Here is a 21,089-nt window from a genome sequence, read left to right on the forward strand (position 1 = left end):
GGGCGGGGGGGGGGGGGGGGGGGGGTGGCGACCCGGCCCGCCCCCGCCCAGGCCAGGCCGTTGACCTCGCTGGGCGCCGGCCGTGCGATGTTTCACGGGAAACATCAGCCCGGCATCACCGAGGGCCTTCAGGCCCGCGGCCATCTCATCGCCTTCGATCTGGCGGCGGGCGCGGGCCGCCGGGAGGCGGCGGCCCTGCTGCGCCGCTGGTCGGCGACGGCCGAACGGCTGATGGCGGGCGAGCCGGCCGCGCATGACGACACCGATGTGGCCCGCGATGCCGGCCCGTCCTCGCTGACGATCACCTTCGGCTTCGGCCACGACTTCTTCACCCGCACCGGCCTGGAGAAGCAGCGCCCGGCCGCCCTCGATCCGCTGCCCGACTTCTCCTCCGACCGGCTCGACAAGGCGCGCAGCAACGGCGATCTGTGGGTGCAGATCGGCGCCGACGACGCCCTGGTGGCCTTCCACGCCCTGCGCGCGATCCAGAAGGACGCCGGCGCCGCGGCCCGGGTGCGCTGGCAGATGAACGGCTTCAACCGCAGCCCCGGCGCCACCGCACGCCCGATGACGGCCCGCAATCTGATGGGCCAGATCGACGGCACCCGCAATCCGAAGCCGACGGACCCGGACTTCGACAAGCGGATCTTCGTGCCCGCGTCGGGCGAGCCCGCCTGGATGGCGAACGGCTCGTACGCCGTCGTACGCCGTATCCGCATGCTCCTCGACGACTGGGAGAAGCTGACGGTCACCGCCCAAGAGGGCGTCATAGGACGCCGCAAGTCCGACGGGGCACCGCTGTCCGGGGGCACCGAGACCACCGAGATGGACCTGGAGAAGGCCGACGACCAGGGCACCTACATCGTCCCCGGCAACGCGCACGCCCGTATCACCCGGCCCGACCAGAACGGGGGCGCGGCGATGCTCCGGCGCCCGTTCTCGTACCACGACGGCCTCGATACGGACGGGACGCCGGACGCGGGGCTGCTGTTCGTCTGCTGGCAGGCGGACCCGCTGCGCGGTTTTGTGCCGGTGCAGCGCAAGCTGGACCGGGGCGACGCCCTGTCGAAGTTCATCCGGCACGAGACGAGTGGCCTGTTCGCCGTCCCGGGCGGAGCGGCGCGGGGGGAGTATGTGGGGCAGCGACTGCTGGAGGGCTGAGGCCCCCGGTGTCGCGCCGGTTCCCGCCCTTCACTCCCTGGAGGGGCTGTGGTGAGACGCGTGGGCCGGGTTCGCCTGCGCCCATTAGGGTGAGGTCATGCCAGCGAGCTATGCGTATCTGGGTCCCGAGGGCACCTTCACCGAGGTCGCCCTGCGCACACTTCCGGAGGCGGCCACCCGGGAGCTGGTCCCGTATGTGTCCGTGCAGTCCGCGCTGGACGCGGTGCGCACCGGTGAGGCCGAGGCCGCGTTCGTGCCCATCGAGAACTCGGTCGAGGGCGGCATCACGACCACCCTGGACGAGCTGGTCGCGGGCACCCCGTTGATGATCTACCGCGAGGTGCTGCTGTCGATCACCTTCGCGCTGCTGGTGCGGCCCGGCACCCAGCTGTCGGACATCAAGACGGTCACCGCCCACCCGGCCGCCCAGCCGCAGGTCCGCAACTGGCTCAGGGCCAACCTGCCGGACGTCACCTGGGAGTCGGCTGCGTCGAACGCGGACGGCGCCCGCCTGGTCCAGGAGGGCCGGTACGACGCCGCCTTCGCGGGCGAGTTCGCCGCCGCCCGGTACGGCCTCGTCCCGCTGGAGACCGGGATCCATGACGCGGAGAACGCGCAGACGCGGTTCGTGCTGGTCGGCCGGCCCGCCCGGCCCGCCGCTCCGACCGGCGCGGACAAGACCTCCGTCGTGCTGTGGCAGCGCGACGACCACCCGGGCGGACTGCGCGACCTCCTCGGCGAGTTCGCCACCCGCGGCATCAACCTCATGCTGCTCCAGTCCCGGCCCACCGGTGCCGGCATCGGCAACTACTGCTTCTGCGTGGACGCCGAGGGGCACATCACCGACCGCCGGATGGCGGAGGCCCTGATGGGGCTGAAGCGGATCTGTCTTCAGGTGCGGTACCTCGGCTCGTACCCGCGGGCGGACATCGGGCCCGACGGGGTGCGGCCCACACCGCCCGGTACGTCGGACGCGGAGTTCGTGGCGGCGGCCGACTGGGTGGCGCGGTGCCAGGACGGTCGTTTCTAGCCAGTCCTACCTGCATATCTTCGTTGTCCACAGGAGTTATCCACAGGCGCTCTTCTCGACCTGGGGACAAGTCGACAAGCGGGCGCCGACCGGTCGACAAATCGTCCTCGGCGGCCCAGGCGGGGCCACCGCCACGCCGGTCACCCTTCGTCCACCCGTTTCTCCTGGTTCATCTTCAGGGGCGACCTGTTTCCACCCGTACGTGGATGTCGCCCCGGTTTGCACCGGGAGTTCTCCGGCTCCAGCGGGAGTTCCGGAGTGATCCATTCCGAAATCCACAGTTCTTCCACACAGCCTGTGGATAACTCTCGGCGGGAGGCGGATCCCTGTGGACAACCGAGCGCCCAAGTCCCGCTTCCCACAAGGGATTCGAGTCAACCCGACGCCTTGCGCCTGCCTCGTCCCGGGGAGTGAGACGGTGCTCATTGACATACTTCGCCACACCCGGCAATTGCCGCACAACGGAACGTAGGTGGCGATCCGGAACGTGCCGGGATAGTGATTCGTGGGCGGCAACCCCGCACCGGTAGCCTTGAGCGCGTGATTGACCTTCGCCTGCTCCGTGAGGACCCCGACCGTGTGCGCGCCTCCCAGCGCGCCCGTGGAGAGGATGTCGCGCTCGTCGACTCCCTCCTGTCCGCCGACGAGCGGCGCAGGTCGTCCGGCGTCCGCTTCGACGAGCTGCGCGCCGAGCAGAAGCAGCTCGGCAAGCTCATCCCCAAGGCGTCCGGCGACGAGAAGGGCGAACTGCTCAAGCGCGCCGAGCAGCTCAAGGCCGACGTGAAGGCCGCCGACGCGGAGCGCGACGCGGCCGACACCGAGACCCAGGAACTGCTGGTCCGGCTCGGCAACCTCGTCCACCCCGACGTGCCCGTCGGCGGCGAGGAGGACTTCGTCACGCTGGAGACGCACGGCACGATCCGCGACTTCGACACCGAGGGCTTCACGCCCAGGGACCATCTGGAACTGGGCCAGCTGCTCGGCGCGATCGACGTCGAGCGCGGCGCCAAGGTCTCCGGTTCGCGCTTCTACTTCCTCACCGGCGTCGGCGCCCTGCTGGAGCTGGCCCTGGTGAACGCGGCGATGGCCCAGGCCACGGCGGCCGGTTTCACGCCGATGCTGACCCCGGCGCTGGTCCGGCCGCAGTCCATGGCCGGCACCGGCTTCCTCGGCCAGGCGGCCCAGGACGTCTACCACCTCGACAAGGACGACCTGTACCTGGTGGGCACCTCCGAGGTGGCGCTGGCGGCCTACCACATGGACGAGATCCTGGACGCCGACCGGCTGCCGCTGCGCTACGCGGGCTTCTCGCCCTGCTTCCGCCGCGAGGCCGGCTCGCACGGCAAGGACACCCGGGGCATCTTCCGGGTGCACCAGTTCGACAAGGTCGAGATGTTCTCCTACGTCGCCCCCGAGGACTCGCAGGAGGAGCACCGGCGGCTGCTGGAGTGGGAGAAGCAGTGGCTGACGTCGCTGGAGCTGCCGTACCGCGTCATCGACGTCGCCTCCGGTGACCTCGGCGCCTCGGCCTCCCGCAAGTTCGACTGCGAGGCGTGGATCCCCACCCAGGGCAAGTACCGCGAGCTGACCTCCACCTCCGACTGCACCGAGTTCCAGTCCCGCCGGCTGGCCATCCGGGTCCGCGACGGCAAGCAGGTCAAGCCGCTCGCCACGCTCAACGGCACGCTGTGCGCCGTGCCGCGCACCATCGTGGCGATACTGGAGAACCACCAGCAGGCCGACGGTTCCGTGCGCGTTCCCGAGGTGCTGCGCCCGTACCTGGGCGGCCGGGAGGTCCTGGAGCCGGTGGCCAAGTGACCTCCCCTTTCCCCTACGCACTCGTCGCCACCGACCTCGACGGCACGCTGCTGCGCGACGACGGATCGGTTTCGCGGCGCACCCGTGACGCGCTCGCCGCGGCCACCGCGGCGGGCGCCGCGCACATCGTCGTCACGGGCCGCGCGGTCCCCTGGACCCGGCACATCCTCGACGACCTCGGCTATCAGGGCCTCGCGGTGTGCGGGCAGGGCGCGCAGGTGTACGACGCCGGGGAGCACCGCCTGCTGACGTCCGTGACCCTGGACCGTCAGCTGGCGGGGGTGGCCCTGGCCAAGATCGAGGCGGAGGTCGGCCCGCTGTTCCTGGCGGCGAGCCGGGCCGGTCTGGACGGCGAGGTGCTGGTCGGCCCCGGGTACGCGCTGACCGGGGCGCTGCCTGCGACACCGTTCACGGACGCGGCCGATCTGTGGGCCGCCCCGCTGAACAAGATCTATGTGCAGCACCCGGAGCTGTCGGACGACGAGTTGGCCGAGGCGGCGCGGGGCGCCGCGGGCGGCTTCGTCACCGTCGCGATGGCCGGCGAGGGCATCGTCGAGCTGCTGCCGCTCGGTCTGTCCAAGGCGACAGGGCTCTCCCTGGCGGCCCGCAGGCTCGGTCTGAAGGCGGCCGACACGATCGCCTTCGGCGACATGCCCAACGACATCCCGATGTTCGGCTGGGCGGCCCACGGGGTGGCGATGGCCAACGCCCACGCGGAACTGAAGGCCGTGGCGGACGAGATGACGACCTCGAACGAGGAGGACGGCATCGCCCGGGTCCTGGAACACCTCCTGCCCTGAGCCACCTGCCGCCCTGCCCAGGTGGAGCAGGGCGGCAGGTGGGCAAGGCGGCAGCGCCATACCCCGGGGCGTGCCCCAGGCCAGCCCTGCTCCCCCGGTGACCGTGGTGCCGGCGGGCGGCGGCGCCCACGGCGTGCGCGGGCGTTCCGGCCCTCGCGTCCGGGTGCGCCGCCGCGCATGCGGGCGAGGTGACAGAGGCGGCCCCCGCCGTCCGACTCGATACCGCGATGGGCAGTCGGCCTCGGCCGGGCCGCCGGGGCCTTCTGACCCCGCCCCGGGCCAAGAAGCCGGCCAAGTCGCAGTGACAACGTCTCGCGGAGGATGCACGGATCGAACGTGCGCGGGCTTTCCAGGCCCGACCACGGCTCAGCAAGCCGGTGCCTTACCACTCGGCCAATCCTCCGGGTGGGCGGCCCACGCGAGAACGGCATCGCGTGCTCGAAGCGGCCGCCCCGGGCAGCTCCCCGTGTGGGGCGGGCTCATACGGAGCGGGTAGTCACTCCGGAGCCAGCCGCGGGCTGCCCTGTCGGGAACCAGACGAACTGTCGTGCATGGACATCGCCCGGCTCCTCTCCCAGAACGCGGCGCCGGGTCCCTCCCGGCGGTGCGGGCACAACCACTGTGCCGGGCTCCCGAATCGGACGCCACCGAATTAACCGGCCGCCGCCACGCCGGACGTGCGCTCGGCTACCGGCGGCGCCATCTGCGTCGCCGGGCCTTGCTGAAGAACCATCCCGCCGGCGGGTCGTCCGACCGCCACGGCTGGGGTTCGGGCTCCTGCGAACGCCAGCGGGCCGCGAGCATACGGGCCCGCGCGGACGGCTCGGAGCGGTCGGCGGCCCGTATGAAGTCGTCGTCCAGGACGACCCCGTCCCACGCCTCGTCCCCGGACCGCCCGCCCCCGTCGTACCGCGGTGCCTCGTCGGTCATCCCCGCGCCTCCCAGCCGTTCGTCCCCTTTGTCACAAGTGTGCCGGGGCCGAGGTGAAGCCCCCGTCAAGAAGGCGGCGCCTACTCCTCGCCGGCCAGCGTCAGCGAGCGCAGCTTCTGCCCCGCGTACCAGGTGGCCAGCACGGTGACCGCGACCAGCAGCACCGTTGCCGTGGTCAGTCCCACGTCCGAGGTGACCAGGTCTCCGCCCGCGACCTTGTGGGCCACGGCCAGCGACCACTGCTGGACGCTGAGGGTGCGCGCACCGGGCACCAGGGAGCCGAACAGCGCCTCCCAGACGAGCGCGTAGACCAGCCCGAAGACCACCGCGTGCCGGGAGACCGTACCGAGGAGGAGGAAGAGGGCCGCGTACGCGATCGAGGCGACCAGCGCGGCCACCGTGTAGGCGACGGCGATCTGCTGCCCGTTGCCGTTCAGGATCAGGCCCGCGATCAGTGTCGGCACCGCGGAGAACACCATGGTCACCGCGATCGCCACGATCAGCTTGGTGAAGATGATCGCCGGCCGCTTGATCGGCTTGGACAGCAGATACACCACGGAGCCGTCGTCGATCTCCGGACCGATCGCTCCGGTGCCCGCGATGACGCCGATGATCGGCACCATGGTGGCGAGCGCGAAGCCGCCCAGCACGTCCGAGGCCGTCTGGTCGTCGGCTCCGGCGAGGGCCCGCACGGCCAGCGAGATCACGATCAGCAGCAGCGGCAGCGCGCCGAGGATGAGGGCCCGGCGGCGGCCGAGCAGGGCCCGGTAGGTGAGCCGGGCGACTGTGGGGTCGTACATATTCGGCCTCCTACGCCGCGACCAGATACGAGAACACGGACTCCAGGGACTCGTCGGACGGCGAGACCGTGAGCAGCCGGATGCCGTGGTCGCGAGCGACCTTCGGCAGCAGGGTGGTGAAGCGGCCGAAGTCGACGGCCTGGATGCGCAGCGCGCCCTCGGTGACGTCCACCTCGATGCCGGCCGTCGACGGGTCGGCGATCAGCGCCGCCGCGAGCGCCCGGTCGTCGCTGGAGCGCACCAGGTAGCGGTGCGGGCGGTCGGTCATCAGGCGGCGGATCCGGCGGAAGTCGCCGCTGGCGGCGTGCCGTCCGGCGACGACGACCTCGATGTGCCAGGCCAGTTGCTCGACCTCTTCGAGGATGTGCGAGGAGAACAGCACCGTGCGGCCCTCGTCGCCCATGCGCCGCAGCAGTTCCATGAGCTGCATGCGCTGGCGCGGGTCCATGCCGTTGAACGGCTCGTCGAGCAGCAGCAGCGACGGGTCGTGGACCAGCGCGGAGGCCATCTTCACCCGCTGGCGCATGCCCTTGGAGTACGTGGAGATCTTCCGGTCCTGCGCGTACTCCATCTCGACCGTGGCCAGGGCACGGCTCGCGGCCTTGTCGCCCAGGCCGTGCAACTCGGCGTTGGCGACGACGAATTCACGGCCGGTGAGGAAGTCGTACATCGCCTCGCGCTCGGGGACGATGCCGATGTGCTTGTAGATCTCCTCGTTGCGCCACACCGGCTGTCCGTCGAGGGTGACCGAACCGGTGGAGGGGGCGAGGAAGCCGCCCATCATGTTGATGAGGGTGGACTTTCCGGCGCCGTTGGGGCCGAGCAGGCCGGTGACGCCGGGCCCGATGGTCATGGTGATGTCGTTGACGGCGACCACGTTGCCGAACCAGCGGGAGACGTGGTCGATGGAGAGCGTGGTCACAGTCCCACCTTCTGGTAGCGGCGCACGAGGAGGCCGTAGGCGGCGGCGATCAGGCCCACCGCGAGGAGCACATGGACCACGCCCTCCCCGCTGGTCGGGCCGACCCCGCCCGGGTAGGCGGAGGTGGCCCCCAGGAAGGCGGACTGCACGCCGTCGATGAGGGTGATCGGCGAGAACAGTCCGATCCAGGGGATCGCACCGGTGCTGCCCTGCGCGTCGGCGATGGCCTGGAGGGTGGAGACCGCGCCGTAGGAGATGGTCAGCACGGCGATCACGGCGGCGATGCCGAAACCGCGGCGCGGGGTGATGGCCGCGATGACCAGTCCGATGCCGGCGAACAGCAGCGAGAGCAGTGCCACGGAGACCAGCCCCTGTGCGTATTCCTTCGTCTGGTGGGCGAACCCGAGCTTGGCCAGCAGCGCGCCCACATAGAGCACGGTCAGCGGGGCCGCGGTCAGGATGAACAGCGCCGAGGCGAGCGCCGCGTACTTCGCGCGGACGTAGTCGGCGGTCTCAATCGGCCGTGAGAAGTACAGCGGCACGGTCTTGAAGCGCAGGTCCCGGGAGACGGACTGGGGTGCCTGCGAGGCGACGTACAGGCTGATGACCGCCTGCATGACGATCGCGTACCGCGTGTAGTCCAGCGGCAGGTCCTTCGCCTTGGTGGCGACGGCGACCGCGACCATGATGGCGGCGGGCACGCACATCACCACGAACAGCAGCATCGGCAGCACCTTGGACTTCACCGAGCGGCCGAGGCCGTAGGCGCCGCGCAGCGACTGCGAGTACAGGGAGCGGCGGGCGTAGGAGCGGCCCAGACGGGGGCCGTCGTAGGTGCGGTAGCCGATGTTGTGGATACGGGTCTGGTTACCCGAGGGCGCGGCTGCCGGGTGCTCAACTGCCATGGCCGACCGCCTCCTTCCGCTGCTCTTCGCCGTCCCGGAACACCTCCGAGATGTGGTGCCTGCGCTGCTCCATGCGCACCAGGCCGAGGCCGAGGTCGGCGACGACGTCGCGGACCAGGTCGTAGGTGTCCTCGCCGGACGCGGTGAGCAGCAGGATGTGTCCGGCGCCTGGCAGGCCGCCGCCCTCTTCCTGGATGTCCACCCCGCGCGCGTGGAGCGCGTCGCGCACCGCGCGGGTGCCGTCGGGGTGGGTGTCGGTGTCGGTGACCTCGATCGCGAGGGTGGTGGTGCTCTGCGTGAAGTCCCGGGTGGAGCTGGAGCGCAGGAGCTTGCCTCCGTCGACCACGACGACGTGGTCGCAGGTGCGTTCCAGTTCGCCCAGCAGGTGGGAGGTGACCAGGACCGAGATGCCGAAGTCCGTGTGGACGCGGCGGATCAGACCGAGCATCTCGTCGCGGCCGACCGGGTCGAGGCCGTTGGTCGGCTCGTCGAGGAAGACCAGCTGCGGGTCGTGGACCAGTGCCTGGGCGAGCTTCACCCGCTGCTTCATGCCGGTCGAGTAGCCGCCGATGGGGCGGTAGCGCTCCTCGTACAGGCCGACGTGGCGCAGGGTGTCCGCGGTGCGCTCGCGCGCGGCGGCCGGCGGGAGTCCGGACATGCGGGCCATGTGGACGACGAACTCGGTGGCCGAGACGTCGGGCGGCAGGCAGTCGTGCTCCGGCATGTACCCGACCCGCTCGCGGATGGCCGCGCCCTCGGTGGCGACGTCGAGGCCGAGCACCTCGGCGCGGCCCTCGGTGGCGGGGGACAGACCCAGCAGGATCTTGATCAGGGTGGACTTGCCGGCCCCGTTGGCGCCCACGAGACCCGTCACACCGGGTCCCACGTCCACGGAGAGCCGGTCAAGAGCGGTCACCCGGGGGAACCGCTTGCTCAGGCTTTCGGTCGCGATCACAGTCACGCTTCGACGGTAGTGACGCGGACCACGGCGGTCGTCAGACCGGAGAGCCGTCTTGGGGTCAGCCTGGAGTAGGACGGGTCCTTAGGGGATGCCCCTCCTGAGAGCTACGCAGAGTTGTCCACAGGCCGCCGCCCTTCTGTTGACGCCGACTCTGACGACTGTCACATTCACCCGTGTCACGTTACGGACGAGTAGCACGACCGGCGACCGGGGTACCCGGAGTCCGCACACGGCCGGGAACACGGGGTACCCGGAGTCCACACCCGGCCGGGATCGCGGGAAAGGCGCGAGCCGGTGCGTGCGTGGGAGGCCGGGGTGCTGGGCGGAGGACAGGTGACGGTGCTGAAGGGCGCGCGGGAGCGCTGGGTGCGCACGGGCGGGGTCGAGCTGTGCGTGGCGGAGCTGGGCGACCCGGACCAGCCGACGGTGGTGCTGGTGCACGGCTATCCGGACAGCAAGGAGGTCTGGTCCGAGGTCGCCGCCCGGCTCGCCGACCGCTTCCACGTCGTGCTGTACGACGTGCGCGGCCACGGCCGCTCGACGGCCCCGCGGCCGCTGCGCGGCGGTTTCACCCTGGCCAAGCTCACGGACGACTTCCTGGCCGTCGTGGACGCGGTCAGCCCCGGCCGTCCGGTGCATCTGGTGGGGCACGACTGGGGCTCGGTGCAGTCCTGGGAGTTCGTCACGGTCCGGCGCACCGAAGGCCGCATCGCGTCCTTCACCTCGATGTCCGGCCCGTCCCTCGACCACTTCGGACACTGGATCAACGCGCGCGTGAAGCGGCCCACGCCCCGCCGGGTGGGCCAACTCCTCGGCCAGGGCGCCAAGTCCTGGTACGTCTGTCTGCTGCACACGCCCGTCCTGCCCGAGCTGGCCTGGCGCGGCCCGCTCGGCAGGCGCTGGCCGAGGATCCTGGAGCGGGCCGAGCGGGTCCCCTGCGGCGACTATCCGACCAGGTCCCTGCCCACGGACGCCGCGCACGGCGCCTGGCTGTACCGGGACAACGTGCGCTCCCGGCTGCGCCGTCCGCGCACGGACGCGTACGCGCACGCGCACGTGCACGTGCAGCTCATCACGCCCTTGGAAGACGCGTTCCTGTCCGAGAGGCTCTACGACGAACTGGAGCGGTGGGCTCCGCAGTCGACCCGTCACACACTCCCGGCCAAGCACTGGATCCCGCGCACACGCCCCGACCAACTGGCCGCCTGGATCACCGAGTTCGTCACCCGGATCGAGGGCGGACGCCCGGAGCCGGCGCGGCACACCGGCCGGTACGCGGACCGCTTCGGCGGGCAGTTGATGCTGGTCACCGGCGCGGGCAGCGGCATCGGGCGGGCGACGGCGCTCGCGTTCGCGCAGTCCGGCGCGCGCGTGGTGGCCGTCGACCGGGACACCGAGTCCGCCGCCCGCACCGCCGAGTCGGCCCGGCTGCTCGGCGCCCCGGCCGCCTGGGCGGAGACCGCCGACGTCTCCGACGAGCAGGCCATGGAGAAGCTCGCCGAGAAGGTCACCACCGAGTACGGCGTGGTGGACGTGCTGGTCAACAACGCCGGCATCTGCGGTCGGTGGTGCGCAACGAGGCGGTGGTCCCGGTCACCCCGGAGGCGCGCGTCATGCGCCTCATATCCCGTTTTGCTCCAGGGGTGTTGCACCGGATCGCCCGGGTGCAGCCGAGGGTATGAGGACGGGTGACGGACGGCCTCGGGCTGATGCCGTGCTGCGAAATCGCGTGCCGGATAGGGGAGTTGGGGATCGGGATGGGGCATACCGCCGTCGGCTTCCTGGAGTTCACGACCGAGTACGCCCACGCCAGGCGTCTGGTGGATCCACGGTCACCCCAGGGATGGGACGGCGGCGGAAGCGGACTCGTCGGCGCGCGGGCATGGCCAGATCGCGATGCCGAACTGGGCTGTGCGCCAAGGCCGTTCGTAGCCCGATCAGCTGGACCGGGGAAGGCGCCGGATGCCGCGCGGGAATCGCGTTGTGTGCCGCTTTTGGCCGAGCCGATCCGGGCCGTGGGGTGGCTCGTTGGCGCCGCATATGTGGTGACGTTCATCTCCTTTTCCGCCGAACGCGAGGTAGTGAGCGGTGACTTGGCTGCCTGACGCCAAGTCACCGCTCGGTCAATGACCTTGGCGAATCACTCTGAAGCGCCCACCAGTTGTCCACAGTTTCGCCAAATTGCCTGTGGATAACCGGACTTGGCTGTGGATCAAACCTCGCGCTGAAAAATGCCAGCGTGATCCACGTCTCCCCCGGCACTCTGGGGGAGTGAACATGAGAGACAGAAGACCAGAAGACGAGAGGCGCACCGTGAAGGTGTCGAAGTACCTCTCAAAGCACCTGCGCCACCAGCCCGAGCGGATCGGCATCACGCTGGACGAGGGCGGCTGGGTAGAGATCGACACGCTGGTCGCCGCGGCGGCGGCGCACGGGTTCCGGTTCACCCGCGAGGAACTCGACCACGTCGTGGCCACCAACGACAAGCGGCGGTTCGCGATCGAGGGCACCCGGATCCGCGCCAGCCAGGGCCACAGCATCGAGGTCGACCTCGGCCTGCCACCGGCGACCCCGCCGGCGTACCTCTACCACGGCACCGTCGCCCGGAATCTGGACGCGATCCGCGCCGATGGCCTCAGGCCCATGAACCGGCACGACGTGCATCTGTCGGCGGACCGCGAGACCGCTGCCCGCGTCGGCGCCCGCCGCGGACGTCCCGTCGTGCTGTCGGTCGACGCCGCGGCCATGCACCGCGACGGCCATGTCTTCCACGTCAGCGCGAACGGCGTGTGGCTCACCAAGGCCGTACCGCCCCGGTATCTGCGCTTCCCCGAGCCGCACTGACGGACCCGGCCCCTCCCCTGTGCGGCCCTCCGCTTCCGGGGCCGCAGCGACGGACCCCCGCCCGCACATGGCCGGACGACCGAGCACCGTGACCGTTCGCCCGCTGTCAGTGGCGCCCTTCAGTCTCGGCCGAGCCCACCGAGGCCACCGACCGGATGCGCCTGGGCACCCTGGCGACCTCAGTCAGGCCTTTGTCGCCCATCGCAGGCTGCCAGGAGAAATACGCTCCTCCAACGTCAGCGGAGCTGTGCCTGCGCCTCCATGGCGATCTGCTCGAAGACCTTCTCGTCCGCGGCGAAGTCCGAGTGGGGGATCGGCCAGTGGACGACGACCTCCGTGAAGCCCAACTCCTGGTGCCTGCCCGCGAAGTCCACGAACGCGTCGAGCGACTGAAGCGGCCGGCCGCGGTCCGGGGTGAATCCGGTGAGGAGGATCTTGTCGATCCCGGTCACGTCACGGCCGATCTCCGCGCAGGCGTCGGCGAGCTTGTCCACCTGTCCGCGAATGGCTTGAATCGACTGTTCAGGAGTGCCGTTCTCATACAGCTTGGGATCGCCGGTGGTCACCCACGCCTGCCCGTACCGTGCGGCGAGCCGCAGCCCCCGCGGACCGGTGGCGGCCACCGCGAAGGGCAGCCGGGGCAGCTGCACACAGCCCGGGATGGTGCGCGCCTCCTGCGCCGCGTAGAAGTCGCCCTGGTACGACACACCGCTGGGTCCGCCCTCGGTCAGCAGCCGGTCCAGCAGTTGTACGAACTCCCCGAACCGGTCGGCACGCTCGCGCGGCGTCCACGGCTCCTGGCCGAGGGCCGTGGCGTCGAAGCCGGTGCCGCCCGCTCCGATGCCGAGGGTGACCCGGCCGCCGGAGATGTCGTCGAGGGAGATCACTTCCTTGGCGAGGGTCACCGGGTGCCGGAAATTAGGTGACGTGACGAGCGTTCCCAAACGCATGCGTTCAGTCACCGCAGCTGCGGCGGTCAGCGTCGGCACGGCACCGAACCACGGGCCGTCCCGGAAGCTGCGCCAGGACAGATGGTCGTAGGTGTACGCGGTGTGGAAACCGAGGTCCTCCGCACGCTGCCATGCGGCACGGCTCCCCTCCTGCCAGCGGCGGTAGGGAAGGATCACGGTGCTCAGGCGCAGGCTCATGGCTGGTGAGCCTACGTGCTGCTCGACGGGTCCCGGTTCGACCTGCCGTCGGCGCCAGCGGCGGCTCGGCCTGCATGCCGCACAATCCCGTGCGTGTCCCAGCTCCCCGCCCCGATACCGTCGGCCGGCCCGCCCGCGAGGGCCGGGTCCGCGAAGAGGTCCCGTAGCATCCGTGACGGTCCGCCGCCGGCCCTGATGCCGCCCTGTACGGCGTCAGCCACGTTCAGTCCTCCCGGCCAAGCCGGTTACGCGTGCGGTGTGAGGTGCCCGACCTCAACCGGGCCGGTGACGCTACGCCTCGATCCACCTCCGCGCCCTCGGGCGCCGGGCCGGGCAACGGCAGCTCCAGGATCCCAGTCGACTGCCGTATGCCGCCGCGAGAGCACCGGGCGACGATCCGGCCGTCCGACGTGAGGCCGACACCGACCTCATCGCCGCACTCCGGCCTGGACGTGACGCCTCAGTCGCCGACCTGAACAAGATATGACCACCACCGTGAGTCCCGGGTGAATCGTCCACACCAGGGAGCCGGAACAAGTTCACGTCGCCCGCCTTCCGGCGTCCGGTGACCCTCGCCAAGGAGCCGATCTCACTCGCCGACATCTCCGACGGCCGGATCACCCTCGATATCGGCGCGGGCGGTACCGGCTTCGACGCCACCGCGCTCGGACAGGAACCCTGGACCCCGTGCAAGCGAGGCCGACCGGTTCGCCGAGTTCGTGCCGTTGCTCGACCACCTCCGGACCGAGGACTCGGTGTCCTACGAACCGGCCGCTGGAGTCCCTGGACGCCTTCGTCGCCTTCGCCGGCCGCCACCGGGACCGGGGTTCACCGAGATCGTGATCCACTGGCCCATCCCGGCTCGCACTTCGCCGCGGACGAGAAGGTCTTCGAGCAGATCGCCCTGGAGGCCGTGGCACAACCGGGACCTCGGTGCGCGGCGCCGCCCGGCCGACGTCGTGTGCGTCTCATCCGTGCGCACCGGCGCACGACCGTGCGGGCATATGCGCGAGAATGACCCGGTGACCTCAGCGACCCGACAGCCCGAGACCCCGACTGCCGCCGTTCCGCCCCGACTGATCGCCACCGATCTGGACGGCACGCTGCTGCGTGACGACAAGTCGGTCTCCCCACGCACGGTCGCCGCGCTGGCCGCCGCCGAGGATGCGGGCATCGAGGTCTTCTTCGTGACCGGCCGCCCGGCCCGCTGGATGGACGTCGTCAGCGACCATGTGCACGGCCACGGCCTGGCGATCTGCGGCAACGGCGCCGCGGTGGTCGACCTGCACGGCGGGCCGGGCGCCCACCGGTTCGTGAAGGTGCGGGAACTGGCCCGGGAGAACGCGCTGGACGCCGTACGGCTGCTGCGCCAGGCGGCGCCCGGCACGGTGTACGCGGTCGAGCAGACCTACGGATTCCACCAGGAACCGGCCTACCCCAAGCTGCACATGGAGAGGCCCGACAACCTCCTGTCCGCCGAACGGCTCCTCGCGGCCGACGGACCCGGCGGCGACGAGCCGGTGCTCAAGATCCTCGCCTACCACCCCAGCCTCGACCCTGACGCCTTCCTCACGCTGGCCCGGCTCGCCGTGGGCGAGCGCGCCACCGTCACCCGCTCCAGCCCCAGCGCCCTGCTGGAGCTGAGCGGCCCCGGCGTCTCCAAGGCCAGCACGCTCGCCCTGTGCTGCGCCGAGCGCGGCATCTCGCCCGCCGAGGTCGTCGCCTTCGGGGACATGCCCAACGATGTCGAGATGCTGACCTGGGCGGGCCGGTCGTACGCCATGGGCAACGCCCACCCGACCGTGGTGGCGGCCGCGTCGGGGCGGACGGAGGCCAACAACGAGGACGGTGTGGCCGCCGTCATCGAGCGGCTGCTGGCCGAGCGGGTGTAGTCACCCGAGCCGCACCCCGTGCCCGGCCAGCCACGACACCGGGTCCACCGCCGATCCCGCCTCCGGCGTGACTCGCACCTCGAAGTGCAGATGCGGACCGGTCGAATTGCCGGTGGTGCCCGACTGGCCGATCCCCTGCCCCGTGTCCACCCGGTCCCCCTCCTCGACGGCGACGGCGGCCAGGTGTGCGTACTGGGTGCAGTAGCCGTCGGGGTGCCGGATCACGATCTGGATGCCGAAGGGGCCCCCGCACGACACCTGCGCCACGTGGCCGGCGCCGACCGCCCGCACCGGCGTCCCGATGGGCACCGCGAAGTCCTGACCGGTGTGCCGGTGCGCCCACCGGTCGCCCCCGCGGCCGAATCCCGCGGACAGCTCGTACGTCCGCACAGGCGCGACCCACGCGCCCTCGACGCGCGGGAGGGGCAGGTCCAGCCGTACGGCGGCGCGACACCGGCTCGCCGCGGCCGAGTCGTCCGCACGGTGCTGCAACTGCCCGCGTGCCGCCTCCAGCTTGCGGTCGATGTCCCGCCGCAGCTCGGCGAGTTCACCGGTCCGTCGGCGTACCGCCCGCCAGGCGGACCTGGCCCTGGCCTCCTCCGCGGCGAGCCGTGCCTCGGCCCGGCGGCTCTTGTCGACGGCGTTGCTCACCGCGAGACTCGTCTGCGAGAAGACGCGCTGACCGCGCATCAGCTGCTCCGGACCGCTCGCGAGCAGGAGCTGCGCGGTGAACGGCAGCCCCCCGCCCGTCCGGTACTGGGCACGGGCGATCCGGCCGAGGTCCGCGTGCAGCACCGACATCTGCCGCCGCTCCCGGCCGAGCAGCCGCTCCGCGCGCAGCGCCCCGGCACGCTGCCGCTCCGCCTCGCGCCGCCCCGCCTCGTACTGCCGTGCCGCCTCGGCCGCCTCCCGATACAGCCGCGCCACCTTGAGGCTGAGCCCCGGCACGTCGCCGGAGCGGGGCACGGCGTCGGATCCGTCCGGGGCCGCGTGCGCGGGCGGCGGCGCGACGACGGTGAGCGCGCACAGCAGCGCCGGGGCGAACAGCGGATGACAGCGGTATGAGCGCATGCGGGCGATGGTGGCGCGCCCGGACGGCCCCGGTCACCTCGACGCGTAGGCCCGGGGCCCCGGTTGCCGCCAATGGCCCAGCGGACCGCGGGCGAGGAAGCCGCGCATCGGCGGGTGGTGCCCCGGGGAGCCTCAGGACCGCGGGTCCGCGGCCAGTCGGAGCCGGGTCAGGGCGCCCCGACCGGCAGTTCCGCCGCCGCCTCCCGCTCGGCCATCGCCCGCAGCGGCCCGTCCACGGCGGCCAGTTCGGCGTACGTCCCGCGCTGCGCCACCCGGCCCCCGTCCAGCACGACCACCTCGTCCACGGCGTCGAGTCCGGCCAGCCGGTGCGTGATCAGCAGTGTGGTACGGCCCTCGGTGGCGGCCAGCAGATCGGCCGTGAGCGCGTCGGCCGTCGGCAGGTCCAGGTGCTCGGCGGGCTCGTCGAGCACGAGCACCGGGAAGTCGGCGAGCAGCGCGCGGGCGAGCGCCAGCCGCTGCCGCTGCCCGCCGGACAGCCGGGCCCCGTGCTCCCCCACGAGCGTGTCCAGACCATCGGGCAGCCCGTCCACCCAGGCCAGCAGCCGGGCCCGGGCGAGCGCGTCCCGCAGATCGGCCTCGGTGGCGTCCTTCCGCGCGAGCAGCAGATTCTCCCGGACGGTGCTGTCGAAGAGGTGCGCGTCCTGGGCACACAGCCCGACGAGGCGCCGCACCTCGTCCCCGTCCAGCGCGCGGGCGTCCACACCGGCCAGCGTGTAGGAGCCCGCGTCCGGGTCGAGGAACCTCAGCAGTACCTGGCCGAGGGTCGTCTTGCCGGACCCGGACGGGCCCACCAGGGCCACCCTGCGCCCTCGCTCCAGCGTCAGATCCAGCCCGGCGAGCGCCTCCCGGTGCTGCCCGGGATGGCGGGCGGCGAGCCCCTTCACGACCAGCGGGAACGGGGAGACGGGCGCCTGCCGGGGCCGTAGCGGCTCCCGCACGGGCTCGGCAGCGTCCAGCACCTCGTACACGCGCTCCGCGCTGCGCCGCACCCGCTGCCGGTAACGCACGGCGATCGGCAGTCCGAGCACCGCCTCGAAGGCGGCGAGCGGGGTCAGGACGACCACGGCCATGGCCACGCCGTCCAGCCGTCCCCCGGTGACCGCCTGGGCGCCCAGCAGTGCGGTCGCCGCCACGGTCAGCCCGGAGATCAGGGCGGTGAGACCGTCGCCGAGCGCGGTGGCGGTGGCGGCGCGCGAGGCGATCCGGGTGAGCGTGCCGTCGGCCCCTCGCGCCGCGCCGGTACGGGCGGGCAGCGCACCGGCGACGGTGAGTTCGGCGGTGCCGGTGAGCAGGTCGGTCACGCGCGTGGCGAGCAGCCCCCGGGCGGGCGCCAGCCGTCGCTCGGCGTGCCGTGCCACGGCGCCGGTCAGCAGCGGTACGCCGGCACCGGCCGCGATCAGGCCCACCGCGAGCGCGGCCCCCGCCTCGGGCAGCAGCCACGCCGTGAACGCCACGGACCCGGCGGAGACGGCGAACGCGACACCGGCGGGCAGCAGCCAGCGCAGCCAGTAGTCCTGCAGCGCGTCCACATCGGAGACCAGCCGGGACAGCAGGTCGCCCCGGCGGGCGGTGCGCAGCCCGGCGGGCGCGAGCCGTTCCAGCCGCCGGTACACCGCGACCCTCGTGTCGGCCAGCATCCGCAGCACGGCGTCGTGCGAGACCAGCCGCTCCGCGTAGCGGAACACCGCCCGCCCGATGCCGAAGGCCCGGGTCGCGGTCACGGCCACCATCAGATACAGCACCGGCGGCTGCTGCGAGGCGCGTGAGATCAGCCAGCCGGAGGTGGCCATGAGTCCGACGGCGCTGCCGAACGCCAGGCTCCCCAGCAGCAGTGCGAGCGCGAGGCGGCCACGGCGGGGGCCCGACATGGCCCGCACCCGGGCGAGGACACCGGACGCCGGGCGGCCGGACCGGTCACCGTCGGCGGCGGAGCCGCTGCCCGGAGCGCCCGAGCCCGGACCGCCGGTGCCCGGGACGCCCGTGGCCGGGACACCTGCGGCCGACGGGCTGTCGTTCGCGGTGGGCCCGAGGGCGCCGAGCGGTTCTGCCCCCCAGGGCGAGCGGACGGGCTCGGCCTCGGACAGCCGCACCACCCGGTCCGCCACGCCCAGCAGTGCGGGACGGTGCACGACCAGCAGGACCGTGCGTCCCACGGCCAGCCGGCGCACCGCCGCCACGACCTCGGCCTCGGTCGCCCCGTCGAGCGCGGCCGTCGGCTCGTCCAGCAGCAGCACGGGCCGGTCCGCCAGGAACGCACGGGCCAGGGCCAGCCGCTGCCGCTGACCGGCGGACAGCCCGGCCCCGTCCTCACCGAGCACGGTCGCGGCACCGTCGGGCAACGCGTCCACGAACTCCAGCGCGCCCGCGTCGCGCAGCGCCCGGCGCACGGTCTCGTCGTCCGCGTCGGGCCGCGCCAGCCGTATGTTCTCCGCGATCGTCCCGGCGTACAGGTGCGGCCGCTGCGGCACCCAGGCGATCCGTGACCGCCACTGTTCCGGGTCGATGTCCGCGAGGTCCGCTCCCCCGATCCGCACCCGGCCCCCGGTGGGCCGCACAAAGCCCAGCAGCACACTGAGCAGCGTCGTCTTGCCCGCTCCGCTCGGTCCGACGAGGGCGACGGTCTCACCGGGCTCGACCGTGAAGGACACATCCGTCACGGCGTCCGTGGCTCGCCCGGGGTAGCGGACGGTGATCTCTTCGAAGGCCAGCACACCGGACGGCACCGCGCCCTTCCCGGCCTCGGGAAGGGGTGTCTCCAGCACGGTGAAGATCTCCTCGGCCGCCGCCAGACCCTCCGCCGCGGCATGGAACTGGGCGCCCACCTGGCGCAGCGGCAGATAGGCCTCCGGCGCCAGCACCAGGATGACGAGTCCGATGTACAGGTCCATGTCGCCGTGGACGAGCCGCATGCCGATCGTCACGGCGACCAGTGCGACGGACAGGGTGGCGAGCAGTTCCAGGGCGAAGGAGGAAAGGAAGGCGATCCGCAGGGTCCGCATGGTCGCCTGGCGGTACTCGCCGGTGATGCGCCGGATGGACTCGGCCTGCGCCTTGGCCCGTCCGAAGACCTTCAGCGTCGGCAGCCCCGCGACCACGTCCAGGAAGTGACCGGACAGCCGGGACAGCAGCCGCCACTGGCGGTCCGTCCGGGACTGCGTGGCCCAGCCGATCAGCACCATGAAGACGGGTATGAGCGGCAGGGTGCCGACGATGATCGCCGCCGACACCCAGTCCTCGGTGACGATCCGGGCGAGCACAGCGGCCGGCACGACCACCGCAAGCCCCAACTGCGGCAGATAGCGGGAGAAGTAGTCATCGAGGGCATCCACCCCGCGGGTGGCGAGGGTGACCAGCGACCCGGTCCGCTGCCCGCCGAGCCAGCCGGGTCCCAGCGCCGCCGCCCGTTCCAGGAGCCGTCCGCGCAGCTCCGACTTCACCGATGCGCTGGCCCGGTGCGCGGCGAGTTCGGTGAGCCAGGAGACGACCGCGCGACCGGCCGCTACAGCCACCAACAGCAGCAGGGGAGTGCGCAGTTCGGTGACCGACAGATGGTGCTGGAAGGCACCGACGACCACCTCGGCGATGAGCATGGCCTGGGCGATGAGCAGGCCGGCCCCCAGTGCGCCCAGGCCGACCACCGCCGCCAGGAAGAGGCGGGTGGCCCGGGCGTACCGGAGAAGACGAGGATCGATCGGTTTCACGTGAAACATGCCCTTCGGTCCGGGGAGGGCCGTTTCACGTGAAACACCGTGAAACAGCCCTCCCGTCAGACTCAGTGACCGGCTTCGGGAGCGAGGTGCTGCGTCCCTATCCGCTTGCGGAACACCCAGTAGGTCCATCCCTGGTAGAGCAGCACGATCGGCGTGGCGATCACCGCACACCAGGTCATGATCTTCAGGGTGTACGGGCTCGACGAGGCGTTGGTGACCGTGAGGCTCCAGTCCGCGTTGAGCGAGGACGGCATGACGTCGGGGAAGAGCGAGAGGAAGAGCATCGCCACGGCCGCCACGATGGTGACGCCCGAGAGCGCGAACGACCATCCCTCGCGCCCCGTCTGGTTCGCCGCGAGGGCGGCCAGCAGCGCGACCACCGCCACGGCCATCGCCACCAGGCTCTTGCCGTCACCATGGTCGATCTGTGTCCACAGCAGGAAGACCAGCGCCAGTACGGCCGTGACAAGACCGACCCGCAGTGCCAGCTTACGGGCCCGGGCCCGGATGTCCCCGACCGTCTTGAGCGCCGTGAACACCGCACCGTGGAAGGTGAACAGCGTCAGCGTGACCAGGCCGCCGAGCAGCGCATACGGATTGAGCAGATCACCGACGCTGCCGACGTACTCGAAGTGCTGGTCGATCTTCACGCCCCGGACGATGTTGCCGAAGGCGACGCCCCAGAGGAACGCCGGGATCAGCGAGGTCCAGAAGATCGCCGTCTCCCAGTTCCGCTGCCAGTGCTCCTCGGGGCGCTTCGCCCGGTACTCGAAGGCGACGCCCCGGACGATCAGGCACAGCAGGATCGCCAGCAGGGGCAGATAGAAACCGGAGAACAGCGTGGCGTACCACTCGGGGAAGGCGGCGAAGGTCGCACCGCCCGCGGTGAGCAGCCACACCTCGTTGCCGTCCCAGACCGGGCCGATCGTGTTGATCAGCACCCGGCGCTCGGGCCGGTCACGGGCGAGCAGCTTGGTGAGGATGCCGACCCCGAAGTCGAAGCCCTCCAGGAAGAAGTAGCCGGTCCACAGGACGGCGATCAGGACGAACCAGACGTCGTGAAGTTCCATGACTGC

At 71.8% G+C, this 21,089-nt stretch carries 15 protein-coding genes, 1 tRNA gene and 2 pseudogenes; 8 read left to right on the top strand and 10 right to left on the bottom strand.

Annotated features, from left to right (window positions below; genetic code table 11):
- The 4 genes from efeB to ABT245_RS09145 all read left to right on the top strand — a co-directional run.
- Positions 1 to 1,161 (top strand): iron uptake transporter deferrochelatase/peroxidase subunit (efeB, locus tag ABT245_RS09130; protein WP_502982089.1); only part of this gene is annotated, 1,161 nt, incomplete at its 5' end.
- 97 nt (positions 1,162 to 1,258) lie between these two features.
- Entirely contained in the window at positions 1,259 to 2,191 is a 933-nt protein-coding gene (gene pheA, locus ABT245_RS09135) for a prephenate dehydratase (RefSeq protein ID WP_351730740.1), read from the top strand.
- A 540-nt stretch (positions 2,192 to 2,731) separates the two neighbouring features.
- Complete coding sequence (gene serS, locus ABT245_RS09140; RefSeq protein WP_351730743.1) at positions 2,732 to 4,009, top strand: serine--tRNA ligase; 1,278 nt, start codon at positions 2,732 to 2,734, stop codon at positions 4,007 to 4,009.
- On the top strand, positions 4,006 to 4,809 hold the full coding sequence (locus ABT245_RS09145; protein ID WP_351730746.1) for an HAD family hydrolase: 804 nt from the start codon (positions 4,006 to 4,008) through the stop codon (positions 4,807 to 4,809). The genes serS and ABT245_RS09145 overlap by 4 nt, the downstream gene beginning before the upstream one ends.
- Before the next feature lie 315 nt (positions 4,810 to 5,124).
- Here the strand turns inward: ABT245_RS09145 and ABT245_RS09150 are convergent.
- The 6 genes from ABT245_RS09150 to ABT245_RS09175 form a co-directional block, all read right to left on the bottom strand.
- Positions 5,125 to 5,212, bottom strand: a tRNA-Ser gene (locus tag ABT245_RS09150).
- A gap of 284 nt (positions 5,213 to 5,496) precedes the next feature.
- Positions 5,497 to 5,739, bottom strand: a complete 243-nt coding sequence (locus ABT245_RS09155) for an SGM_3592 family protein (RefSeq protein ID WP_351730749.1) — start codon at positions 5,737 to 5,739, stop codon at positions 5,497 to 5,499.
- Between the two features lie 80 nt (positions 5,740 to 5,819).
- The gene (locus tag ABT245_RS09160) at positions 5,820 to 6,539 is read right to left on the bottom strand and encodes an ABC transporter permease subunit (protein WP_351730752.1); all 720 of its coding nucleotides are present in this window, start codon (positions 6,537 to 6,539) and stop codon (positions 5,820 to 5,822) included.
- Between the two features lie 10 nt (positions 6,540 to 6,549).
- Complete coding sequence (locus ABT245_RS09165; RefSeq protein ID WP_351730755.1) at positions 6,550 to 7,461, bottom strand: ABC transporter ATP-binding protein; 912 nt, start codon at positions 7,459 to 7,461, stop codon at positions 6,550 to 6,552.
- Complete coding sequence (locus ABT245_RS09170; protein ID WP_351730759.1) at positions 7,458 to 8,366, bottom strand: ABC transporter permease; 909 nt, start codon at positions 8,364 to 8,366, stop codon at positions 7,458 to 7,460. The genes ABT245_RS09165 and ABT245_RS09170 overlap by 4 nt, the downstream gene beginning before the upstream one ends.
- Entirely contained in the window at positions 8,356 to 9,321 is a 966-nt protein-coding gene (locus ABT245_RS09175) for an ABC transporter ATP-binding protein (RefSeq protein WP_351731233.1), read from the bottom strand. The genes ABT245_RS09170 and ABT245_RS09175 overlap by 11 nt, the downstream gene beginning before the upstream one ends.
- 339 nt (positions 9,322 to 9,660) lie before the next feature.
- Between ABT245_RS09175 and ABT245_RS09180 the strand changes: the two are divergent.
- Positions 9,661 to 10,884 (top strand): annotated as a pseudogene (locus ABT245_RS09180) (SDR family oxidoreductase); the annotation flags it as partial.
- Between the two features lie 720 nt (positions 10,885 to 11,604).
- Entirely contained in the window at positions 11,605 to 12,171 is a 567-nt protein-coding gene (locus ABT245_RS09185) for an RNA 2'-phosphotransferase (protein ID WP_351730762.1), read from the top strand.
- A 236-nt stretch (positions 12,172 to 12,407) separates the two neighbouring features.
- On the opposite strand, the gene ABT245_RS09190 is transcribed toward ABT245_RS09185, so the two are convergent.
- Complete coding sequence (locus ABT245_RS09190; RefSeq protein ID WP_351730765.1) at positions 12,408 to 13,319, bottom strand: LLM class flavin-dependent oxidoreductase; 912 nt, start codon at positions 13,317 to 13,319, stop codon at positions 12,408 to 12,410.
- Between the two features lie 541 nt (positions 13,320 to 13,860).
- On the opposite strand from ABT245_RS09190, the pseudogene ABT245_RS09195 reads away from it, so the two are divergent.
- Together ABT245_RS09195 and ABT245_RS09200 are read left to right on the top strand one after the other, a co-directional pair.
- Positions 13,861 to 14,241, top strand: a pseudogene (locus ABT245_RS09195) (LLM class flavin-dependent oxidoreductase); the annotation flags it as partial.
- A gap of 82 nt (positions 14,242 to 14,323) precedes the next feature.
- Positions 14,324 to 15,211: an HAD hydrolase family protein gene (locus ABT245_RS09200; RefSeq protein ID WP_351730768.1), complete on the top strand. Its 888-nt coding sequence runs from the start codon at positions 14,324 to 14,326 to the stop codon at positions 15,209 to 15,211.
- Here ABT245_RS09200 and ABT245_RS09205 read toward each other — a convergent pair whose 3' ends face one another.
- The 3 genes from ABT245_RS09205 to cydB form a co-directional block, all read right to left on the bottom strand.
- Positions 15,212 to 16,282, bottom strand: a complete 1,071-nt coding sequence (locus ABT245_RS09205) for a M23 family metallopeptidase (protein ID WP_351730770.1) — start codon at positions 16,280 to 16,282, stop codon at positions 15,212 to 15,214.
- A gap of 167 nt (positions 16,283 to 16,449) precedes the next feature.
- Complete coding sequence (gene cydD / locus ABT245_RS09210; RefSeq protein ID WP_351731236.1) at positions 16,450 to 20,004, bottom strand: thiol reductant ABC exporter subunit CydD; 3,555 nt, start codon at positions 20,002 to 20,004, stop codon at positions 16,450 to 16,452.
- Between the two features lie 71 nt (positions 20,005 to 20,075).
- The gene (cydB, locus tag ABT245_RS09215) at positions 20,076 to 21,083 is read right to left on the bottom strand and encodes a cytochrome d ubiquinol oxidase subunit II (protein ID WP_351730772.1); all 1,008 of its coding nucleotides are present in this window, start codon (positions 21,081 to 21,083) and stop codon (positions 20,076 to 20,078) included.
- Between the last annotated feature and the right edge of the window lie 6 nt (positions 21,084 to 21,089).

The organism is Streptomyces sp. NPDC001508 (assembly GCF_040298665.1).
Lineage (GTDB): Bacteria > Actinomycetota > Actinomycetes > Streptomycetales > Streptomycetaceae > Streptomyces.

Bases quoted from the DNA above. Each gene is read 5' to 3' on its own strand.
- pheA (WP_351730740.1), top strand. From the start codon at position 1,259: ATGCCAGCGAGCTATGCGTATCTGGGTCCCGAGGGCACCTTCACCGAG.
- ABT245_RS09155 (WP_351730749.1), bottom strand. From the start codon at position 5,739: ATGACCGACGAGGCACCGCGGTACGACGGGGGCGGGCGGTCCGGGGAC.
- ABT245_RS09160 (WP_351730752.1), bottom strand. From the start codon at position 6,539: ATGTACGACCCCACAGTCGCCCGGCTCACCTACCGGGCCCTGCTCGGC.
- ABT245_RS09170 (WP_351730759.1), bottom strand. From the start codon at position 8,366: ATGGCAGTTGAGCACCCGGCAGCCGCGCCCTCGGGTAACCAGACCCGT.
- ABT245_RS09185 (WP_351730762.1), top strand. From the start codon at position 11,605: ATGAGAGACAGAAGACCAGAAGACGAGAGGCGCACCGTGAAGGTGTCG.
- ABT245_RS09190 (WP_351730765.1), bottom strand. From the start codon at position 13,319: ATGAGCCTGCGCCTGAGCACCGTGATCCTTCCCTACCGCCGCTGGCAG.
- ABT245_RS09200 (WP_351730768.1), top strand. From the start codon at position 14,324: ATGCGCGAGAATGACCCGGTGACCTCAGCGACCCGACAGCCCGAGACC.
- ABT245_RS09205 (WP_351730770.1), bottom strand. From the start codon at position 16,282: ATGCGCTCATACCGCTGTCATCCGCTGTTCGCCCCGGCGCTGCTGTGC.
- cydB (WP_351730772.1), bottom strand. From the start codon at position 21,083: ATGGAACTTCACGACGTCTGGTTCGTCCTGATCGCCGTCCTGTGGACC.